The 22981-nt window shown below is 29.2% G+C and carries 20 protein-coding genes, 1 tRNA gene and 1 riboswitch; of the genes, 18 read left to right on the top strand and 3 right to left on the bottom strand.

Going from position 1 to position 22981, the window contains the following annotated elements:
* Positions 1-738: 738 nt before the first annotated feature.
* The gene (locus ACZ5TJ_RS13815) at positions 739-1761 is read right to left on the bottom strand and encodes an IS6 family transposase (protein ID WP_464198879.1); all 1023 of its coding nucleotides are present in this window, start codon (positions 1759-1761) and stop codon (positions 739-741) included.
* 123 nt (positions 1762-1884) lie between these two features.
* Between ACZ5TJ_RS13815 and ilvN the strand changes: the two genes are divergently transcribed.
* The 9 genes from ilvN (at position 1885) to ACZ5TJ_RS13770 (ending at position 13196) form a co-directional block, all read left to right on the top strand.
* Positions 1885-2385, top strand: a complete 501-nt coding sequence (gene ilvN, locus ACZ5TJ_RS13810; protein ID WP_464200437.1) for an acetolactate synthase small subunit — start codon at positions 1885-1887, stop codon at positions 2383-2385.
* 48 nt (positions 2386-2433) lie between these two features.
* A complete protein-coding gene (gene cimA, locus ACZ5TJ_RS13805; RefSeq protein WP_464200436.1) occupies positions 2434-4026 on the top strand; it encodes a citramalate synthase in 1593 nt (530 codons plus the stop codon).
* Between the two features lie 18 nt (positions 4027-4044).
* On the top strand, positions 4045-5304 hold the full coding sequence (leuC, locus tag ACZ5TJ_RS13800) for a 3-isopropylmalate dehydratase large subunit (protein WP_464200435.1): 1260 nt from the start codon (positions 4045-4047) through the stop codon (positions 5302-5304).
* Between the two features lie 25 nt (positions 5305-5329).
* Positions 5330-5815: a 3-isopropylmalate dehydratase small subunit gene (gene leuD, locus ACZ5TJ_RS13795; RefSeq protein ID WP_055208403.1), complete on the top strand. Its 486-nt coding sequence runs from the start codon at positions 5330-5332 to the stop codon at positions 5813-5815.
* A gap of 37 nt (positions 5816-5852) precedes the next feature.
* Complete coding sequence (leuB, locus tag ACZ5TJ_RS13790; protein WP_464200434.1) at positions 5853-6938, top strand: 3-isopropylmalate dehydrogenase; 1086 nt, start codon at positions 5853-5855, stop codon at positions 6936-6938.
* 1 nt (position 6939) lies between these two features.
* Complete coding sequence (ilvD, locus tag ACZ5TJ_RS13785; protein ID WP_464200433.1) at positions 6940-8598, top strand: dihydroxy-acid dehydratase; 1659 nt, start codon at positions 6940-6942, stop codon at positions 8596-8598.
* A 35-nt stretch (positions 8599-8633) separates the two neighbouring features.
* Positions 8634-10304 carry a biosynthetic-type acetolactate synthase large subunit gene (gene ilvB, locus ACZ5TJ_RS13780; RefSeq protein ID WP_464200432.1) on the top strand — a complete coding sequence of 557 codons (1671 nt, stop codon included), beginning with the start codon at positions 8634-8636 and terminating at the stop codon, positions 10302-10304.
* Between the two features lie 20 nt (positions 10305-10324).
* Positions 10325-11329: a ketol-acid reductoisomerase gene (ilvC, locus tag ACZ5TJ_RS13775; protein ID WP_464200431.1), complete on the top strand. Its 1005-nt coding sequence runs from the start codon at positions 10325-10327 to the stop codon at positions 11327-11329.
* Between the two features lie 190 nt (positions 11330-11519).
* Positions 11520-13196 carry a hypothetical protein gene (locus ACZ5TJ_RS13770; protein WP_464200430.1) on the top strand — a complete coding sequence of 559 codons (1677 nt, stop codon included), beginning with the start codon at positions 11520-11522 and terminating at the stop codon, positions 13194-13196.
* 51 nt (positions 13197-13247) lie between these two features.
* Here ACZ5TJ_RS13770 and thiT read toward each other — a convergent pair whose 3' ends face one another.
* Entirely contained in the window at positions 13248-13931 is a 684-nt protein-coding gene (gene thiT, locus ACZ5TJ_RS13765; RefSeq protein ID WP_464200429.1) for an energy-coupled thiamine transporter ThiT, read from the bottom strand.
* A 39-nt stretch (positions 13932-13970) separates the two neighbouring features.
* Positions 13971-14078: riboswitch (TPP riboswitch) on the bottom strand.
* Between the two features lie 233 nt (positions 14079-14311).
* On the opposite strand from thiT, the gene ACZ5TJ_RS13760 reads away from it, so the two are divergent.
* Both ACZ5TJ_RS13760 and ACZ5TJ_RS13755 read left to right on the top strand, forming a co-directional pair.
* The gene (locus ACZ5TJ_RS13760) at positions 14312-15088 is read left to right on the top strand and encodes a Tim44 domain-containing protein (protein ID WP_464200428.1); all 777 of its coding nucleotides are present in this window, start codon (positions 14312-14314) and stop codon (positions 15086-15088) included.
* 23 nt (positions 15089-15111) lie between these two features.
* Complete coding sequence (locus ACZ5TJ_RS13755) at positions 15112-15744, top strand: cyclase family protein (RefSeq protein ID WP_464200427.1); 633 nt, start codon at positions 15112-15114, stop codon at positions 15742-15744.
* A 37-nt stretch (positions 15745-15781) separates the two neighbouring features.
* On the opposite strand, the gene ACZ5TJ_RS13750 is transcribed toward ACZ5TJ_RS13755, so the two are convergent.
* Positions 15782-15857, bottom strand: a tRNA-Met gene (locus ACZ5TJ_RS13750).
* A gap of 784 nt (positions 15858-16641) precedes the next feature.
* Here ACZ5TJ_RS13750 and ACZ5TJ_RS13745 point away from each other — a divergent pair.
* The 7 genes from ACZ5TJ_RS13745 (at position 16642) to ACZ5TJ_RS13715 (ending at position 22754) form a co-directional block, all read left to right on the top strand.
* Positions 16642-17118 carry a PTS sugar transporter subunit IIB gene (locus ACZ5TJ_RS13745; protein WP_464200426.1) on the top strand — a complete coding sequence of 159 codons (477 nt, stop codon included), beginning with the start codon at positions 16642-16644 and terminating at the stop codon, positions 17116-17118.
* A 42-nt stretch (positions 17119-17160) separates the two neighbouring features.
* Positions 17161-18048 (top strand): PTS mannose/fructose/sorbose/N-acetylgalactosamine transporter subunit IIC, encoded by an 888-nt coding sequence (locus tag ACZ5TJ_RS13740; protein WP_464200425.1) that lies wholly within the window; start codon positions 17161-17163, stop codon positions 18046-18048.
* On the top strand, positions 18032-18847 hold the full coding sequence (locus tag ACZ5TJ_RS13735; protein ID WP_055208419.1) for a PTS system mannose/fructose/sorbose family transporter subunit IID: 816 nt from the start codon (positions 18032-18034) through the stop codon (positions 18845-18847). Before ACZ5TJ_RS13740 ends, ACZ5TJ_RS13735 begins: the two co-directional genes overlap by 17 nt.
* Positions 18848-18941: 94 nt before the next feature.
* Positions 18942-19346 (top strand): PTS sugar transporter subunit IIA, encoded by a 405-nt coding sequence (locus ACZ5TJ_RS13730; RefSeq protein WP_464200424.1) that lies wholly within the window; start codon positions 18942-18944, stop codon positions 19344-19346.
* Positions 19347-19430: 84 nt separating this feature from the next.
* Complete coding sequence (locus tag ACZ5TJ_RS13725) at positions 19431-21209, top strand: glycoside hydrolase family 35 protein (protein WP_464200423.1); 1779 nt, start codon at positions 19431-19433, stop codon at positions 21207-21209.
* A gap of 140 nt (positions 21210-21349) precedes the next feature.
* The gene (locus ACZ5TJ_RS13720) at positions 21350-21904 is read left to right on the top strand and encodes a hypothetical protein (protein ID WP_464200422.1); all 555 of its coding nucleotides are present in this window, start codon (positions 21350-21352) and stop codon (positions 21902-21904) included.
* On the top strand, positions 21891-22754 hold the full coding sequence (locus tag ACZ5TJ_RS13715; protein ID WP_464200421.1) for a hypothetical protein: 864 nt from the start codon (positions 21891-21893) through the stop codon (positions 22752-22754). The genes ACZ5TJ_RS13720 and ACZ5TJ_RS13715 overlap by 14 nt, the downstream gene beginning before the upstream one ends.
* Positions 22755-22981 lie beyond the last annotated feature (227 nt).

Raw genomic sequence — 22981 nt, 5'->3', positions numbered from 1 at the left:
TTGTAGTATTTTAAATACAGAAGTAATAAATAAGATAAAAAAGGATTATTCTTAGAGGTAGGAATAATCCTTTTTTTATTAAATTTATAAAAATTAAAAGTTTGATTTTAAAAAATTAAAAATTTTTAATATATTAATGATAATAATATATGACATTGTGATAAATATTAATAGATTAATAAAAATAAAGCTAAAATATTAATAAATAGTTAAAATACAACTGTAAAAAGATACTAATATTAACTCACTGTAAAAAATTTGATAATTTGTTGACTTGAGGAAGCTATAAGAGTATTATTTTAAATAACAATTAAACAAATAAAAAATTCTTTGATAGAGATATTTATAAAACAATATAAGTTTTAGAGAGTCCATAGCTGGTGTAAATGGATACTTTAGTTTTATAATGATCACTCTTGAGCAGAAATCTGAAACGGCTAGTAAGATTATTCCGGTGGCATCCGTTATATGCAAGGGTTTGATAGAACCTAGAATTAGTTTAGTTAAGTTACGGAGATAATTATACCCATTTCTTATTATTTATAAGTAAGATGAGGGTGTTTTTTTTATATAAATTTAATGTTTGAATCTGTTAAGTTGTTATGAAAAAATAGCTTAATAAATCATAGATTTTCTCGTTCTTTGAAAATTATATAAGTTTGACTATATTTGCGCATGGCAAATAAACCTGCAAAATATAATTTTTCAAGCAGGTTAATCAAAGATATTCTTAATAAATTAAGCAGCTATAAACCAAGATTGCCTAGATAAATTATCACTAGAGAAGCCAGCGACTTCAGCGGGAGTAAGGTTATTTAACGACCCATGAATTCTTATAAAATTATAGTGAAATATAAACATAAAAATAAGATTATTAGCTTTTTCAAATGAGTTAAATCCTTTTTTGGACTTATACCAAGCTTTAAAAGTCTTATTAAAAGATTCTATAAGATTATTATTTATATCACTAGACATTGGCTTAACTGGTACATGTTTTGTTTCCGGTAATAGCGTAGCTATCGCTTCGTTATAAGCTGGCCATCTATCTGTAATTAGGTTAGAGGGTGAACCATATTTTTTAGCTTCATTGATCAGAGAAAAAGCAGAGCTTTCATTTCTATATCTACTTAAATGAAAAGATATTATAAATCGCGTTTCAGAGTCTATAACTAACCATAAATAATGTTTTACTCCGTTAATAAAAACAACAGTCTCATCAGCGTGCCAATCGTCAGATTGCAAATCTACTTGTTGTTTAAAGTTATCTGCTTTGAGTTTAAAGTATGGAGCAAATTTATTGCTCCAGTTAGCGATAGTTACATGAGACACTTTTATATTAAAGGTGTTCATAAGAAATTGAGATATAGCTCTAGTTGATGTATTGTTCAAGTAATATAATGTTAGTGCTGTAATAATAATTTGTAATGGGAATCGCATTCCTTTCATAGAAAGGGCCCCGGTAATAGCTTCGCTAGATGGTGAATCAATATTAAAATTATGATGTTGCACAATAATATGATTACATTTTTTATTATTACATTTATATCTATTATAGTGTTTGTAAGAATGATGTAAATAAGTTCCTTTATCACACTTTGGACACTTAGGATACTTCATTTTAGGAACTCCATCACCATCGCTAGCGATGAATTGGCGCTTACATTTTTTACATTGATATTTTTGATTAGCCTGTTTGTCAAAACCAAATTTATATAGTTTATTAGAGTGACAACGAGGGCATCTAATATTTGTTTTGTTCATTGTTTTCTCTCTCCTTTTCTAGGGGGTAATTTAGTCTTTGCAAACTTATTGTATTTCCTAAGGTTGAGAGAATCAATGTTCATATAACTTAACAGATCGTAATGTTTTAAAGGGGGAATATTTATGAAAAAGCATGTGCTATCTGTATTAGTTAGAAATTCTTCTGGAGTACTTAGTAGAGTTTCAGGATTATTTTCAAGAAGAGGATATAACATAGACAGCCTTTCGGTAGGAAAGACTAATGATCCAGAAATATCTAGAATGACAATATCATTAAATGGGGATGATGATATTTTAGAACAATTCCAAAAGCAGCTTAAAAAACTAGTTGACACAATAAGTGTTGAAAATTTAAAACCAGAAGATTCGGTATATAGAGAACTTGTTTTAATAAAGGTTAAAGCAGATTCAGAAAATCGTGCAGCTATAAATGAAATAGTAAAAATATTTAGAAGCAAAATTATAGATATTTCAAAAGAAACATTAACTATAGAATTAACAGGTGATGAGAGCAAAATTACAGCAATAATAAATCTTATGGAAGAGTATGGCATAAAGGAAATGGTAAGAACTGGTGTAACGGCTCTTGAAAGAGGAGATAAGACAATAAAGAGTAATAAATAGTTATTAAAATTATAAAATATATAACTTAATTAAAAAGGGGGGGAAGGTTTGGGGAGTAATATTGAAATTTTAGATTCAACTTTAAGAGATGGAGCGCAAGGTCAAGGAATAAGTTTTTCATTAGAAGATAAACTAAAAATAGTTAAAGCTCTTGATGAACTAAAGATTACTTATATAGAAGCTGGAAATCCTGGATCAAACCCAAAAGATATGGAGTTTTTTAAAAGAGTTAAGACTTTAAATTTATTAAACTCAGAGATAGTAGCTTTCGGATCGACTAGAAGACCAAATATAAAAGTTTCTGAAGATACTAACATACAAAATCTTTTAGAAGCAAATACTAATGTTGTTGTTATATTTGGAAAATCATCAGATTATCAAGTTAAGAATATTTTAAAGACTGAATTAGATGAAAATATTAATATGATAAAGGACACCATAAGTTATTTAATTGATAAAGGCAAAAGGGTAATATTTGATTGTGAACATTTCTTTGATGGATATAAAGAAAATAAAGATTATGCATTATCAACATTAAAGGCTGCCAAAGATGTTGGTGCATTTACAGTTGTACTCTGTGATACTAATGGAGGAACCTTACCAGAAGAAATTAAAAATATTACAGAAATAGCAGTAAAAAATGTAGATTGTAAAGTAGGAATACATTGTCATAACGATATTGGAATGGCAGTTGCAAATTCAGTAATTAGTGTAAGATCTGGTGCAACACATATTCAAGGAACATTTTTAGGGATTGGGGAAAGGTGTGGTAATGCAAACTTAAGTTCAATAATTCCAACATTAAAATTAAAACTAAATTATGATGTTATAAGTAAAGAAAATCTAAAAAAGTTAACAGGGACAGGAAGATTCATATCTGAAATATCAAACATTTCTTTAAAAGACGAAACACCTTATATCGGTGCTTCTGCATTTTCTCATAAAGGAGGAATGCATATAGATGCAGTATGTAAGGATTCAAAATCATACGAACATATTGATCCAGAGACAGTAGGAAATAGTAGAAGATTTCTAATATCTGAAGTGAGTGGCAAGAGCACTATATTAAAAGAGATTCAAAAGATTTTTCCAAATTTACAGAAAAACAGTAAAGAAGTTATTAATGTAACAGAAGAGCTTAAAAAATTAGAATATGAAGGTTATAAGTTTGAAGGAGCAGAGGGAACAGTAGAACTAGTAATTAGAAAAATAATTGGCAAGTATAAGCCCTTCTTTAAATTAAATCACTTCAAAATAATTGGTGAGCAACCTTCAGTTAATGCTGAATTCGCATCATCTGCAATGATTAATATAAATGTAGATGGCAAAGAAGAGATAAGTGCAGCTCTAGGTGATGGACCTGTAAATGCACTTGATAAAGCATTGAGAAAAGCCTTAGAAATATTTTATCCAAAGCTTAAAGATGTAAGGCTTGTAGATTATAAAGTTAGAGTTTTAGATTCTGAAAGTGCAACCAGTGCAAAAGTTAGAGTATTAATAGAATCAACTGATGGAGTTGAAAGTTGGAGTACAGTTGGGGTATCTAGAGATGTAATCCAGGCAAGTTGGATAGCTCTTGTAGATTCTATTGAGTATAAGTTAATAAAGGATATAGAAAGAGAAGTAAAAACATATTTTTAAAAGGAGGATTTAGAAGAGATGGGAATGACAATGACTCAAAAAATACTAGCAGAACATGCAGGACTTAAAAGTGTAAAGGCAGGAGAACTTATTGAGGCAGACTTAGATTTAGTATTAGGAAATGATATAACAACTCCGGTTGCAGCTTTAGAATTTAAAAAGTTTGGTGAATGTGAAGTTTTTGATAAAGAAAAAATAGCTATAGTGCCAGATCATTTTACTCCAAACAAAGATATCAAAGCAGCAGAACAATGTAAATATATAAGACAATTTGCAAAAAATAAAGAAATTAAAAATTTCTTTGAAATTGGAGAAATGGGAATAGAACATTGTTTAATTCCAGAGAAAGGTCTTGTTGTTGCAGGAGATGTAGTAATAGGTGCGGATTCACATACATGCACATATGGAGCACTTGGAGCATTTTCAACTGGAATAGGCTCAACAGATATGGCAGCTGGTATGGCAACAGGTAAGTGTTGGTTTAAAGTTCCTAGTGCATTAAAGTTTGTATTAAAAAATAAACCAGCAAAATGGGTATCAGGTAAAGATATTATACTTCATATAATTGGAATGATTGGAGTAGATGGAGCACTTTATAAATCAATGGAGTTTACAGGCGATGGATTAAAGTATCTTTCAATGGATGATAGATTTACTATGGCAAATATGGCTATTGAAGCTGGTGGTAAAAATGGAATTTTTGAAGTGGACGATAAGACTATAGATTATATAAAAAATCATTCATATAAGGAATTCAAAATATATAAAGCTGATGATGATGCGGAATATGATGAAGTTTATGAAATAGACTTAAGTACTTTAAGACCAACAGTTGCATTTCCACATTTACCTGATAACACAAAAACTATTGATAATGTAGGAGATGTAGATATAGATCAAGTTGTAATTGGTTCTTGTACAAATGGTAGATTATCAGATCTTAGAATTGCAAGAGATGTATTAAAAGATAAGAGAGTTAAGAAGGGGATAAGATGTATTGTATTCCCTGGAACACAAAAAATATATCTTGAAGCAATAGAAGAGGGAATAGTTCAAGACTTAATAAAATCAGGAGCAGTTGTTTCAACGCCAACTTGTGGTCCTTGTCTTGGAGGTCACATGGGAATACTAGCAAAAGGAGAAAGAGCTGTTTCAACAACAAATAGAAATTTTGTTGGAAGAATGGGGCATGTTGAATCAGAAGTATATCTTTCAAGTCCAGCAGTAGCTGCTGCATCTGCAATAACAGGTAAAATAACTGATCCGGAATTAGTTTAAAATATTAAAAATTGGGGTGAAATAAATGAAAGCTAAAGGAAAAGTTTTTAAATATGGGGATAATGTTGATACTGATGTAATAATTCCAGCAAGATATTTAAATACATCAGATCATAAGGAACTTGCATTACATTGTATGGAAGATATAGATAAAGACTTTATAAAGAATGTAAAGAGTGGAGATATAATTGTTGCAAATAAAAACTTTGGGTGCGGCTCTAGTAGAGAGCATGCACCTATAGCTATAAAAGCAGCTGGGGTTAGCTGTGTGATTGCAAAGACGTTTGCGAGAATATTTTATAGAAATGCAATAAATATAGGACTTCCAATATTAGAATGTGATGAAGCGGTGGATAATATAGAACCTGGAAATGAATTAGAAATAGATTTTAGTAGTGGAACAATAAAAAATATTACTAAAAATGAAGAATATAAGGGGCAAGCATTTCCAGAATTCATGCAAAAAATAATAAATAATAATGGATTAATAGGGTATATAAATAACAGATAAAATTTAGCAATAAGTAATAGATTTAGGAGGTATAAAAATGAAGTACAATATAGCAGTTATTCCTGGGGACGGAATAGGTAAAGAAGTAATGAAAGAAAGCATAAAGGTTCTAAATGCAATTGGGCATAAGTTTGGACATAGATTCGACTATGAATATTTTAAGGCTGGAGGATGTGCAATAGATGAATTTAATAATCCCCTTCCAGAAGAAACTATACAAGGCTGCAAGAGAAATGATTCAGTTTTATTAGGAGCAGTTGGAGGGCCTAAGTGGGACGACCCTACAGCAACAATAAGACCAGAACAAGCTCTTTTAGGGCTTAGAGGTGGATTAAATCTTTATTGCAACTTAAGACCAGCTACTTTATATAAGCCACTTAAAGATGCTTCACCATTAAAAGAAAGTATAATAGGTGATGGTTTAGATATCCTTGTTGTAAGAGAACTTACTGGTGGAATTTATTTTGGAAAAAGAGGAAAAGAAAAAGTACATGGAATAGATAGTGCATATGATACTCTGCAGTATAACGAAGAAGAAATAATGAGAATAGTTAAAATAGGCTTCGAAACTGCAATGAAAAGAAATAAAAAGTTAACTAGTGTTGATAAAGCAAATATTCTTGAAAGTTCAAGACTTTGGAGAAAGATAGTAAATGAAATGGCAAAACATTATCCAGAAGTTACAGTAAATCATCTTTATATAGACAATGCATCAATGCAATTAGTAAAAGATCCAAAACAATTTGATGTAATTGTAACTGATAATATGTTTGGAGATATTTTATCAGACGAAGCTAGTATGATTACAGGATCAATTGGAATGCTTCCATCAGCATCACTTGGAGAAGGTAGTTTTGGTATGTATGAACCAATACACGGTAGTGCTCCAGATATTGCAGGAAAAGGAATAGCGAATCCTTTAGCAACAATATTATCAATAGCTATGATGCTTAAGTATAGTTTTAATTTGCAAGAAGAAGCAAAAGTTTTAGAAAATGCAGTAATTAAAGTTTTAGAAAAGGGATATAGAACTTTAGATATAATGAGTGAAAATATGAAGTCTGTAGGAACAAAAGATATGGCAAAGCTTATTATTAAAGAAATAGAAGGGAATGAAAATTAGTATGAGAAGTGATTCAGTAAAAAAGGGGGCATCTAAAGCACCACATAGGTCGTTATTTAAGGGTGCAGGTCTTACAGAAGATGAACTTAATAAACCTTTAATTGGCATAGTTACTTCTCAAAATGATATTATTCCGGGGCATATACATTTAGGGAATATTGTTGAAGGAGTTAAAGCTGGAGTCCTTGCAAATGGGGGAACACCTCTTGTATTTCCAACTATAGGAGTTTGTGATGGTATTGCAATGGGACATGTTGGGATGAAGTATTCTTTAGCAACTAGAGAACTGATTGCAGATTCAATAGAGTGTATGGTTAAAGCTCATGGATTTGATGCATTAGTATTAGTGCCAAACTGTGACAAGATAGTTCCAGGTATGATTATGGCTGCATTAAGGCTTAATATACCATCTGTTGTAGTTAGTGGAGGTCCAATGCTTGCAGGGAAAATGAAAGATGAAGCAATATCTTTATCAACTATGTTTGAAGCAGTTGGAGCTTATGAAGCTAATAAAATATCAAAAGAAGAACTATGCGAAATGGAAAACAGAGCATGTCCAACATGTGGGTCCTGTTCAGGTATGTTTACAGCTAATTCAATGAATTGTTTAACTGAAGTTTTAGGACTAGGATTACCTGGCAATGGTACAATTCCAGCAGTATATTCAGAAAGAATAAGACTTTCAAAAGAAGCGGGAAAAGCTGTAATGAATCTTTTAGAAAAAGATATAAAACCAAGAGATATAGTAAATGAAAATTCAATAAAAAATGCTTTAACAGTTGATATGGCACTTGGATGTTCTACTAATTCAGTATTACACCTAACTGCTATTGCAAATGAAGCTAAAGTAGAAATGAATTTAGATATTATTGATGAAGTTTCAGATAAAACTCCAAATCTTTGTAGGTTAGCACCAGCATCTCAGACACATATTGAGGATTTATATTGGGCTGGTGGAATTACAACTGTTATGAATGAACTAGCTAAGAAAGATTTATTAAACTTAGAGTGCATTACAGTTACAGGAAAAACTCAAAGGGAAAATATTAAAGGCAAGGCAGTAGCAAATAGAGCTGTAATTAAAAATATAGAAACTCCATACAGCAAAACTGGTGGAATAAAAGTATTAAAAGGAAATATAGCAAAAGATGGTGCTGTAGTTAAAAAATCAGCAGTTAGAGCTGAAATGCTAAAACATGAAGGACCAGCTAAAGTATTTAACTCAGAAGAAGAGGCGATAGAAGCAATAATTGGAGGAAAAATAATAGAAGGTGATGTAGTAGTTATTAGATATGAAGGTCCAAAAGGTGGACCAGGAATGAGAGAAATGCTTTCACCTACTGCTGCAATATCAGGTATGGGACTTGATAAAACTGTAGCCCTTATAACTGATGGCAGATTTAGCGGAGCAACTAGAGGTGCTGCTATAGGGCACGTATCGCCAGAAGCTGCTGAAGGTGGAGAAATTGCTTTAATTAAAGATGGAGATATTATATCAATTGATATAGAAAAAGGAGAACTTAACGTTAAAGTTTCTAAAGAGGAATTTAATAAAAGAAGAGAAAAATTTGTAGTACCTGAGCCTAAGATAAAGGATGGTTACTTAGCAAGGTATGCAAAGCTTGTTAGTTCAGCAAGTACTGGGGCAGTATATAAATAAATTTTATATATTTAAATTTAAAAGGAGGGGGCTATATGTTATTAACAGGGGCAGAAATATTAGTTAAATCCTTAATAGATGAAGGTGTTGATACATTATTTGGATATCCAGGTGGATCAGTACTTAATATATACGATTCTCTTTATAAATATAAAGATGAGATAAAACATGTACTAACATGTCATGAACAAAACGCTGCTCATGCTGCAGATGGATATGCAAGGGCAACTGGAAAAGTTGGTGTTTGTATTGCAACTTCAGGACCGGGGGCAACAAATTTAGTCACAGGGATAGCAACTGCATATATGGATTCTATACCTATAGTTGCTATAACAGGTAATGTAAATAAACCACTCCTTGGAAAAGACAGCTTTCAGGAAGTTGATATACAAGGTATAACAATGCCAATAACTAAGCATAACTATATTGTAAAAGATATAAAAGATCTTCAAAAAGTTATTAAAGAAGCATTTAAGATTGCAAAGTCAGGAAGACCAGGACCAGTTTTAATTGATATACCTAAAGATATTACTTCAAGTAAGACTAATTATATAGAGATAAAAGAGGAAGTAGGGGAAGAAAGAGCGTGTAAGTCTATAAATGAAGAAGATTTATTTATCATAGTAGATATGATAAATAAATCAAAAAAGCCTCTTATATATGCAGGTGGAGGAATTGTATTATCTAATTCTTCAGAAGAACTTAAAGCTTTTGCAGAGAAAATAGATTGTCCAGTATGTACTTCTTTAATGGGGAAAGGAGCAATAAGTGAAGCGCATAGTTTATATACTGGAATGATTGGGATGCATGGAACTAAGGCATCTAATATTGCAGCTACTAAGTGTGATTTGCTTATAGCTCTTGGTGCTAGATTTTCAGATAGAGTAATTGTAGACCCAGAAAATATTTCTAATGCTAAAGTTATACACATAGATGTAGACCCAGCTGAAATAAATAAAAATATTAAAGTTGATTCATTTATTGTTGGAGACTTAAAAATAGTTTTAGAAAAATTAACTCCATTAGTTAAGGAAAATAATCATGAAGAATGGAATAACACAGTAAATAGATTTAAGGAAGTAAGATGTAAAGAAGATAATGAGAGTTTAACACCAAAGTATTTATTTGATAAGATAAATGAATTAAATAAGGATGGAAATATATTAATAACAACAGAGGTTGGGCAACACCAAATGTGGGCAGCTCAATATTTCAATACAAGAAAAGAGAGAAGCTTTTTATCATCAGGTGGACTTGGGACAATGGGATATGGCATTGGGGCTTCAATTGGGGCAAGCTTTGGAAGACCAAGTGCAAAGGTAATAAATATAGCTGGTGATGGAAGTTTCGGTATGAATTGCAATGAACTTGCAACAGCAGTTTCTAATGATCTTCCAATAATAGTTATAGTAATGAATAACAATTCGTTAGGAATGGTAAGGCAGTGGCAATGTTTATTTTATGAAGAAAGATATTCAGAGACAACTTTAAATAGAAAGACTGATTTTGTAAAGCTAGCTGAGGCCTTTGGTGGGGTTGGATATAGAATTACTGAAAGAGAAGAAGTAGAAACAGTATTAAAAGAGGCTTTAAATAGTAAGAAATTAGTTGTAATAGATTATGTAATAAATAGCGATAAAAAAGTATTTCCAATGGTTGCTCCAGGAGCGCCAATAAATCAAATAATAGATGAGGAAAATGTTTAAAAATAGAAGGGGGAAAATTTATGGCAAAGATGTTTTATGAGAAGGACACAAATTTAGAATTGTTAAAAGGAAAGAAGGTTGCAGTAATTGGGTATGGTAGCCAAGGTCATGCACATGCATTAAATTTACATGAAAGTGGAATTGATGTAGTTGTTGGTTTATATGAAGGAAGTAAATCAGTAAATAGAGCAAAAGAAGCTGGACTTGAGGTTTTATCAGTTAAAGAAGCTGCAAAGGCAGCAGATATTATAATGATTTTGGTACCAGATGAAAAGCAAGCAAAATTATATAAAGAAGAAATTGCACCAAATTTAAATGCTGGAAATGCATTAGTATTTGCACATGGTTTTAATATTCACTACAATCAAATAATTCCACCAGCTGATGTTGATGTATTTATGGTTGCACCAAAAGGACCAGGACATATGGTAAGAAGAACTTATACTGAAGGTTCAGGTGTTCCATGTCTTATAGCTGTATATCAAAATCCAACAGGCAATGCGAGAGAATTAGCATTAGCTTATGCAAATGGTATTGGTGGCGCAAGAGCTGGAGTTTTAGAGACTACATTTAAAGACGAAACAGAAACGGATCTTTTTGGAGAACAAGCTGTTTTATGTGGAGGATGTACAGCACTTATTAAAGCTGGTTTTGAAACTTTAGTTGAAGCTGGATATGCACCAGAAAATGCATACTTTGAATGCTTACATGAAATGAAATTAATAGTTGATTTATTATACCAAGGTGGTATGAGTATGATGAGATACTCAATTTCAGATACTGCTGAATATGGGGATTATGTTGTTGGAAATAGAATAGTTACTGATGAAACTAAGAAAGAAATGAAAAAGGTTCTTTCAGAAATTCAAGATGGAACATTCGCAAGAAATTGGCTTACTGAAAATATGGTAGGAAGACCACACTTTAACGCTATGAGAAGAATTGAAAAAGAACATCAAATTGAAAAGGTAGGAAGAGAATTAAGAGGTATGATGAGTTGGATAGATAGTAAGGAATTAGACTAAAAACATAGTTTAATAACTTATTGCAATAAAGGTTGCATATTATTTAATAACTTATTACAATAAAGGTTGCGTATTATATGTAACCTTTATTTTTTTGATTATTAATAAATTATTTAATAAATGTACATATTTACACTATGGTTTAAAGATTATTATTATATAATAGTAATATAGGGGGGATAACATCAGAATGACTAAAGAAAGAATTATAAACAAAAAAGAAAGTCAATTATATGTATACATAATACTTATAATTGCAACGGGAATAACACTTTTACCAATGTTATTATCAAAGTCTATTAGAGGCGATGATTATTTTTTTCATCTACTTAGAATAGAAGATATAAAAAATGGATTAAGCTATGGGCACTTTCCAGTTAGTATAATGCCAGAATCATTATACGGATATGGATATGGAAATGGTCTATTTTATCCAGATTTACTACTTTATATTGCAGCTACAATAAGATTATTTGGAGTAAGCTTATTTAATTCATACAAAATATTTATGTCTATATGTACACTGCTCGCTACTTTTACTATGTATTTTTCAGCAAGAAGAATATTAAAAAGCAATAATAAAGCATTATACATATCAATCTTTTATGTTTTTGCTCAATATAAAATAACTGATTTATATGTAAGGGCAGCCGTTGGAGAATATTTAGCATTTATATTTTTACCGATTGTAATATTAGGTGTATATGAATTAGTATGCAAGGATTATAAAAAATGGTACATATTAACCATAGGAATGAGTGGAATAATTTTATCTCATTTATTATCAGTATTTATAGTTTCAATAATGTGTGCACTTTTATACATATTAAATATAGGAAAGCTTATAAAAGAGCCAAAGAGAATATTATATTCAATACTTGCAGCTATTACTACAGTATTATTAACTAGCTATACATTGGTTCCATTATTAGAGCAAATGATAGGTAGTAAATTCTCAGTGCAAGAAGTAGATCCATTTGTATATAATAAATCAACTGTATTTAAAGAATTATTTACTTTAAATGATGTTATGATATATTCAGTTGGATACATATTACTATTTTTATCACTTATATATATTTTTGTACCGCTTAAAAAGAAAAATAGATTTGTAACTACTTGTTTTATAGCTGGTGGTATATCATTTGCATTAACATTAAAAACACCTGTATTACATGCTATTTGCAATAATATATCTATTTATAACAATATACAATTTGCATGGAGACTTAATTTAATAGCAACACCACTTCTTGCAATAACACTTGGATATGCTGTAGATTCTTTAATGCCTAAGAAGATAAACAAGACAATAGTTGTAATATTAATATCTATTATTTCAATTATACCTTTAATGACTACAGTTAAATATATAAAAGCAAGTAGACTTAAAAATATAGATTTTACTAACTTTTCTCAAAAATATAGTGCATCAATAGGAGCTGGTGAGTATATGCCAGAAGGTGCGTCTAAAAGCAAACTTAAGAAAAGAGGTCCTATTGTAACAAGTAATGATAAACAATTTAAATATAATAATTATAATAAAAAAGGAACTCTTATAAATTTAGATTATAAAGTTAGCAAGGATGGAAGTTATATAGAATTACCACTTTTATATTATAAAGGATATACTTTTGAAATAACTTCAAAGGACGGCAGTAAAATAGAAAAAGGAAAAGTAACTCATAGCAAAGATATGGTTGTTAGAGTTAATCTAGGTAATATAAAAGAAGGACATTTAAAAGTTGACTATACGGGAACTATTCTTATGAAAGTAGGAGATATAGTAACTATAATAACTTTAATGGGTATTATAATCTATATAATAAAAAGAAATAGAGAAAATGATATAAATAAGTGCATTTAATTATATAAAAAAACCTATAAGCTAAAATGTAAATAGCTTATAGGTTTTTTATTATACAGTTTTTAATTTATAATCAGGATTAATTGTTTTAATTAATCTATTTAAAGGAATAAATTTAATTAAAACCATACATATAATCATTTCTCCAAATACTATAGGAACATTTACTGCTAATGAGTAAATTATAGGTCCCATGCTTTCTGGTGAAGATGAAGCAAAGAATACAACACCTGATATAAAGTGACATAAAAACTTTACAAAGAAAGCTACAAATATACCTAAGGTACGCTTGTCTCTAAAATATCCTGCAAGTCCCATAGCCATTGAAGGTAGTGGATAGTCAAATAACATTTGAACTGGATGTATTATATATGGATCAGTTAAAAGGTTAAGTAAGCCATATAAAAATCCTGTTAAAAAACCAATTTCTTTTCCATAAGCAAAAGTTATTATAAGAATTGGTAGCATACAACCTAAAGTTATACTACCTCCTTGAGGGAATCTATATATTCTAAACACATTTAATATAACTGAAAGAGCTAAAGCTATTGATATGTGAGTAATTATTTTAGCATTTAGCTTAATCTTTCTAAATTTAAATAAAGCAAAGAATAAAACTAAGCAACCTATAATTGTTATTATTGTAAGGGGACTTGAAACAATCTCCTTAAATTTTTCAGGGATATTAGTATAGAGTTTACTAAATCTTTCTCCCCAATCAGTAAAAAAATCCATAAAAAAAACCTCCTATAATTGTGCTAGAAGGACGTATGAAAAAACTACTCACGGCTTTCCTACGCTGGTATTACCCAGATCAGGTTAAAGGGTTAATGTAATAAATACATCTCTCAGCCAATCTTTTTGGCACCCCTAGCACATTCTTAAAATATTTAATTATAAGTTAATTTTAATATTAATCGAAATAAATGTCAATAAAATACAAAAATGCAATGGTTAAAAATGAAATTATATAAAAATAAGGTCTAAAATTTATAAGATAAGACTAAATAGGATTAGTATAGTTACCAAATTATGAATTAAATACTAAAAGGTTGAAGATAGTATTTTTATTGGAATATAATTAAAATTAATAACATAAATAGGAGGACGGAATTTTGAAGAGAAACTTGAGAAAGGTCATTTTGATGATGTTGTTAATGAGTATATTATTACCTTCTACATTAGCATTTGCTAGAGCCGGCGGCGGTGGAGGCGGCGGTGGCGGAGGTGGAGGTGGCGGAGGAGGTGGAAGATCCTCAAGTAGTAGCCACACTAGTTCTGGTGGAAGTACTAGAACTTCACCAATAGGATTTATAGTATTTGTAGGGTTTGGAATATTAACAGTAGGTGGTGGTGCTGCTGGAATTAAGCATACTGCTAAGGTTAAGCAAAAAAAGCATCAAAGCAAAATAGCCATGAAGGAGTTTGCTAAATTAGATAAGGCTTGGGACTATGATAAAATTATATCCAATATTGATGAAGCTTTTTATAAAATACAATATGCATGGACAGAGAGAAATCAAGATTTAGCAAAAGAGTATATGAGTGAAAATCTTTATAGACTTCACAAAAGTAAGACTGAATGGATGAAATTAAAAGGTGAGAAGAATATATTAAGGGAAATAGAACTTATAAGTATTAATCCTATAAGTGCATTAAATTCAGATGATAATTCAAAAGATGTGTTATGGGTAAGTATAAAAGCACGTATGATAGATTATATGCTAAATGAGAATACTAATGAAATAGTATCTGGAGATCCAAGAAAAAGAAGTAGTTTTGAAGAGTTTTGGAGATTTATTAGAAATGGAGACAGGTGGGTATTAGATGAGATAAGACAAGTTAATGAAATAGATAGTATGGATAGTTTCTCAAGTGGACAAATAAAATAATTTAAAAGGATAGGATATAATTAATGGAAGTATATGATTTAACCCAAACCTATAAAAATGGAATGACATCTTATTCAGAAGAAGAAAGTTTTAAAAAAGAAAATTTATATAATGTTAAGGTAGACGGATATAATGTATCTTCATTATATCTATCTACTCATACAGGAACTCATATGGATGTACCAAAGCATATATATGAAGATGGATATAATTTAGATGATTTTGATATAAAAGAATTTATAGGTAATGCTTATATAATAGATTGCAGAAATTCAAGTGTTATAGATTTAGAAGTTTTAGAAAAATATAAAGATAATATATTAAATTGCGACTATTTAATATTAAAAACAGGTTGGGAAAGGTATTTTAATAGTGAAAGATATTTTGTTGATTATCCAACATTAACTTATGAAGCTTCAAATTTCCTCGGAAATATTAAAAGTTTGACAGGAATAGGCATAGATTGTATATCAATAGATAGTGAAAAGAGTGAAGAGTTATATAATCATAAAAACTTATTGTCAAAAAATAAGATAATAATAGAAAATTTATGTAACCTAGATATTTTGGATAATTCATTTGAAATAATTATAGCACCACTTAAAATAGCAGAAGGTGATGGTGCACCAACTAGGGTATATGCAATAAAGAAATAAATAAAAAAGCTAATCAAAAATTTGATTAGCTTTATTTTGGTTGCGGGGGCAGGACTTGAACCTACGACCTTCGGGTTATGAGCCCGACGAGCTACCAACTGCTCCACCCCGCGATATTCTGTTTATATTTTAAATATACGCTTAAAGTAATCATTTGTCAACCAATTATATGAAATAAAAATAATTAAATATAATAATACATAAAAATAACAAAAGTATTATGAAAGTTTTTATAGAATAAAAGAATATTTAAAAAAGTACTTTAAATTAATAATTAAAGTACAAAAAAAGGAATATTTTCTTTATTAGGCAATATAAATATAAATGTAAAAAGCAATAGCTATACATTCTAAAACTCAATAGAAGTTACAATAAAAATATTATAGGAAAAAAATAATAAGCTTCTAATAATATTAAAAGTGGTAATTACCTCAAGAAAATAAGAATAAATTTTAATGTATGAAAATATAAATAAATGTAATTAAAATTACAAAAATAATAAAAATATATCATTAGTGGTAATTACCTGATAAATAGGAGGTGAGATCTAAAATAAGAATTACTAGAAAGATTGGAATAAAGTAAATCTAAAAAAAAGTTGTATTAAAATATTTAAAAAAAATTCAAAAAATATACAAGAAAATATTGACAAAAAATATAAAAGATGAGAAAATCTAAATAGGTGGTAATTACCTCATCAAAATAAATGAAATTTCATACAGATTCAACATTAAAATTGGATATAATATGTCTACAGAACTAGGAATCATATAAGAAATATTTTTTAAAGTTATTATAATTAAAAAGATATATTTATATCCCACTAAATTATTAATAAGAAATAATTGTACGAGCTGTTATTTTTAGATTTTTATATATTAAAGGGGTGTAGAGTATATGGCTATTGAAGCAGTAAGAATAGACGGAAGATTAATTCATGGACAAGTTGCTAATTTATGGACAACACAATTAGGGATTACAAGAATAATGGTGGTTGATAATAGCGTTGCTGAAAACGATATCGAAAAAGCTGGGCTAAAATTAGCATGTCCTGCAGGTGTTAAATTAAGTGTTTTACCAATTGAAAAAGCTGCAGCAAATATTAATGCAGGAAAATATAACTCACAAAAAGTATTTTTAATCGCAAGAAAACCAGATGTATTACTTAAATTAATAGAACTTGGAGTTCCTATTAAATCAATAAATGTAGGTAATATGTCCCAAACTGAGGAAACAAGATCATTAAGTAAATCAATAAATGTAACTGATTATGACGTTAAGATATTTGAAGAACTTAATAAAAAAGGAATTAAATTAACAGCAAGAATGGTACCTAGTGAACCAGAAAGTGATTTTATGAAATTATTAAAGTAATAAATTATTAAAACAATATTATAATGTGGGAGGAAAATGATTATGATTCAATGGTGGCAAATAACGTTATTAACACTATATGCTTGTTATCAATTGCTTGATGAATTAACAATAAATTCGAGTGCAGGTTCTCCAGTTTTTGCAGGGTTATTTACTGGACTTGTAATGGGAGACTTAACAACAGGGTTATTAATTGGTGGTAGTATGCAATTAACTGTTCTAGGGGTTGGTACATTCGGAGGAGCATCTCGTATTGATGCTAACTCAGGTACTGTTTTAGCAACAGCATTCTCTGTAGGATTAGGAATGGATCCAGAACTAGCTATATCTGCAATTGCAGTACCAGTAGCAAGTTTAATGATTCAAACTGATATATTAGCAAGATTTGCAAACACATACTTTGTTCATAGAATAGATAAGAATATAGAAAATCACGAATATAAGAAGATTACTATTAACTATCTATTAGGTGCAATTCCTTGGGGATTATCAAGAGGTATTCCAGTATGCTTAGCATTAGCATTTGGTGGTCCTTTCGTAGAAAAAGTTGTAGACTTTATGAATACTAACTTAGTATGGTTAAGTAATGGATTATCAGTAGCAGGTGCATTATTACCAGCAGTAGGTTTTGCAATACTTTTAAGATACTTACCAGCAAAAAAACATATTGCATATTTAATTTTAGGATTTATCGTAACAGCGCTTTTAACAACTGTATATGGAAATATTTCAGCAATTGGAGGCGGATTATCAACTCTTTCAAATGGAGAATTTGTTGGTAGCTTTACAGGTCTTCCAATGTTAGCAATAGCACTTATTGGATTAAGTTTAGCTATGATGGAATATAAGAGAAGTTCTGTAGACCAAAAAGTAGTTACTGAAAGTGTATCAAGTGTTGAGGATGGTGAGATAGATGACGATGAAATCTAATTATAAATTAACTGATGCGGATTTTAGACAAATAAATAAAAGAAATTTATTTGCAAACCAATTAGGATGGAACTATGAACGTATGCAAAGTTCAGGTTACCTATGGATGATATTACCTCAATTAAGAAAAATGTATGGAGATAATACTGATGAGCTTAAAGAAATGATGAAAATGCACAATCAATTCTTTAATACAAGTAACTTCTTCAATACTATTATTACAGGTATAGATTTAGCTATAGAAGAAAAAGAAGGAGTAAAATCAAAAGAAACTGTAGCTGGTATTAAGTCAGGACTTATGGGACCTTTTGCAGCAATTGGTGATGCTATCTTTGGAGCTTTAGTTCCTGCAATAATGGGTGCAATAGCAGCAAATATGGCTATTGAAGGTAGCCCTATCGGAGTATTCTTATGGGTTGCTGTATGTATCGGAATAATGGCATTTAGATGGTCACAACTTAAACTAGCTTATAAAGAAGGGGTAGTTTTAGTAACTAAATTACAACACAAATTAAATGCATTAACAAATGCAGCTACTTTACTAGGTGTATTCGTAGTAGGTGCTTTAGTTGCAACAATGGTTAATACTAAAATAACTTATGTTGCTCAATTAGGAGATTTGTCTGTTAATATTCAAGATAAATTAGATTTAATTTTACCTAGATTAGTTCCACTTACATTAGTAGGAATAATCTACTGGTTATTAGGTAAGAAGAGTATGAACTCAACAAGAGTTATATTCCTAGTTATTATCGGATCTATTATATTATCAGCTTTAGGAATAATCGGAAAAATGTAATTAAATAATATTATTTTAAATGTGCTAAATAAATTTATTTATTTAGCACATTATTTATAAAGCTACTTTGTTATAGAATTTTGGGAGGTATTATATGTCAAATTTAATATTAATTAGCCATGGACGTTTTGCTGAGGAACTTTTAAAAAGTGTTGAAATGATTGTTGGGCCACAAGAAAATATACATACAGTATGTTTATTGCCACAAGAAGGAGAAAGTGAGTTTAGATCAAAATTAGATACTATATTAAATGAATTAGAAGGAGATATTACAATTTTTGCTGATTTATTTGGTGGAACACCATGTAATATTGCATCTAAAAAGATATTAAGTGGAGAAAAATTTGATCTATATGCAGGTATGAATATGCCTATGGTAATAAGCTATGTTAATGATAGTCTTATTGGAGTTAAATCTGAATATGTAGCTAATGGTCAAAATAATGTTATATATGTAAATGAAAAAATATTATCTGTATTAGAAGATGACGAGGATTAGTCATAAGTAAAATTTAATAGATGATCTATTTAATATAGAGATTGGGCATATTACCTAATCTCTATAATTTTAGGAGGAGTTATTTTGAGAAAGTTTGAAATTTCTAAAGAGTTTTTATTAGATGGAGAAGAATTTAAGATAATATCTGGAGCTATACACTATTTCCGTATTTCTGAAAGCCATTGGGAAGATAGTCTATATAACTTAAAAGCTTTAGGGTGTAATACTGTAGAAACTTATGTACCTTGGAATATACATGAACCTGAAGAAGGCACAATGTATTTTGAAGGTAATGCAAATTTATTAGGTTTCTTAGATGTAGCAAAAAAACTTGGACTTTATGTTATTTTAAGACCAACTCCTTATATATGTGCTGAATGGGAATTTGGTGGATTGCCTGGATGGCTGTTAAAATATAAGGATATTAGATTTAGAACTAGTGATCCTGATTTTATAGAAAAGGTTGAAAATTATTATAAAGAACTTATTCCTATGGTTGTTCCATATCAAATTGATCATGGCGGTAACATTTTAATGATGCAAGTTGAAAATGAATATGGCTCATATGGTAATGATAAAGATTATTTAAATATGGTTGCAGATTTAATGAGAAAATATGGAGTTACTGTTCCGTTATTTACATCAGATGGTGGATGGCAAGAAGCTTTAGAGGCTGGTAGTTTAATAGAAAATGATATTATGCCAACAGCTAATTTTGGTTCAAAAACAGAAGAGAACTTTAATGAACTTAAAACATTTATGAGTAAAAATAATAAAGAATATCCTCTAATGTGTATGGAATTTTGGGATGGCTGGTTTAATAGATATAACGAAAAAATTATAAGACGTGATGGACAAGATGTAGCAAATGAAGTTGAAAAATTATATGATATGGGAAGTTTCAATTTCTATATGTTCCAAGGTGGGACTAATTTTGGATTTATGAATGGATGTTCAGCACGTTTAAATAATGATTTACCACAAGTAACATCATATGATTATGATGCACTTCTTACAGAATGGGGAGATCCTACAGATAAATACTTTAAAGTTCAAGATATGCTAAAGACTAAAATAAAGAATTGGGAATTCAATGAGCCTAAAGTACCAACTAAAAAAGCTTATGGAACATTTAAATTATCTAATAAAGTATCACTTATGAATACATTAGATAACATAAGTGAAAAGCATAGATATAAATATACAGTACCAATGGAAGAATTAGACCAATATTATGGATATATATTATACAGTACTAACATTAAATCAGAAGGAAGAGATGTTAAAGCAAGACTAGTTAGAGTAAGTGATAGAGCTCATGTTTTCTTAAATGGAGAGAAGATTTTTACTGCTTATAAAAAGGATTTTGATGGAGAGTTTGTATTAAATCTAAAAGAAGGAAATAACAAAATAGACATTCTTGTAGAGAATATGGGACGTGTAAATTATGGTGAAAGACTACAAAATCCTGAACAGTATAAAGGAATTAGAGGTGGATTAAAAATAGATATTCATTTCCAATCAGATTGGGATATATATAGCTTAGAGCTTAAAGATATAGAGTCAATTAATTATGAAAGTGAGTGGAAGGAAAATACACCAGCATTTTATGAATATGAAGTAGAAATATCAGATGTAAATGATACATTCTTGGATACTAGAAGCTTTGGAAAAGGTGTTGCTTTTGTAAATGGAATTAATATAGGAAGGTTCTGGAATGTAGGACCGCATGGATATTTATATATTCCTAGAGATTTCTTAAAAGAAGGAAAAAATACTATAACTGTATTTGAAACAGAAGGAGTATATTCAGAAGAGATAAATTTATTAGATCATCCTGTATACATTGATATTAAGGAATAGAATATAAGAAAGAGTATAGAAGATATATATTATTTTCTATACTCTTTTATTAAATTTAAGCTTAATTACTTACAATATATTGGAAAAGTATGTTTTATGCTTCATAATATAACTAAGAATATATTATAAGGGGGAAAGTAATGGGTAAATATTATAAAAAAATGTTTTGGGGATATTTATTAATAGTTCTACATTTTAATATTAATATGGGATATAAAAGTGTAGATATATTACCGGATTTTATTGGATACATAATTATAGGACTTGCTTTAACTAAACTTTCAACTAATGAAAAGATTTTTAAAAGAGGAGTAAATGCAAGCTATATATTAGCAGCAGTAGGAATATTTAATATAGGTATTTCAGTAGAAATGGGAGCTAGATACTCATTTGCAATAAATATTTTTAGCGCTATTGTAGGACTATTTGTTACTTATTCTATATGCAAGGGAATTGAAAATGAAGGAATAAAATATAACAAAGAAGATTTAAGTAACAAAGCTAAAACATTATGGAAATTAGAATTTACAAAGACTATGCTTTATATGTCACTTACATCTATTATGCTTAACTTTAATCAGGGAACAATAATTCAAATGGCAAATGGGTTACTAATTGCATTTGCGATTTTTACTTCAGGAATGTTATTAATTTTATTAAATTTAGCGGGGGGAGAGCTTAATGAAGTTAACTAAAAGACAGATAATACTGTCAATTATTACAGGTATAATAGTTTGTGTAAATTTGGCTTATTATTTAATAAGTAAAATAGATAATCCAATAGCTATCAAAAAGTATTCAGAGATATTCTTTAATGATACGTTAACTATAGAAATGATAAAGGAAAATAATATTGATTTACAAGTAGAAAGTCAATGGTTTTTTAATGATGGAGTAGAGCATATAACTATAGAATTTCCTGAAATAAATAAAACTTATTATATGAGCGCCTATAACAGTGAAGGTACGAAAAATAAATATAAGCTTTTAAGATATTGTTTAAATATGGATGATGATTTTGAAAAATATATAAATGATAATGGACCAGTTACATTAACTAGAGCTATTATAATTGATAGAGATAAAAATTATGATGTAGATTTAGGAGAAATAACATTGAATCCATATAAAAATCAATCAGGAGAATTGAAAATGGAATTAAGAAGCAGTGAAAGTGATAATGGAAAATCAAAATTATACTTTTTACCTGATGAAGATGTATATTTAAATAAAATAGAAAGTAAATATCTAGATGAATTAAAAGAGTATTATAATATTTATATAATGGTAGATGGAGAAAAAATACCTGTTGAAAATATAAAATATCCGTATAAGATAAAAAAGGGTAGTGAATTTCAATTTATAGTAATTAAAAAAGATAATATAAATATAGATTCAGAAAAGTATTATGATACTTATATTAGAGTAGAGCTAGGAAATGAAAATAAAGAAACTGAGAATTCATATGTAAAGGTTACCAATAAGGATTCAAGCAATTTATTAAATGAAAAAAGCATATTAAATTTAAAATATAATGATTTATAAAGTAAAGATTAGCTAGTCAAAAAAGACTAGCTTTTATTTTTGTATATTAGAGAAATAAAGAAAATTATAAATAAAACTTTTAAAATCAAGAAAAAATTGATATTATATAAAAGATAAAATTCTTAGTATTCTTATAGAAATAGTAAGAATTAAAATGTTATAAGCACTTTATATTTGATTTATACAAATATAATGAAAAATAAAGTGAATAATAACAAAGAGGAGGG

The organism is Clostridium budayi (assembly GCF_055396605.1).
The sequence above is the reverse complement of the archived record's forward strand: the minus strand, read 5'-3'. Positions and strand labels throughout refer to the sequence as shown.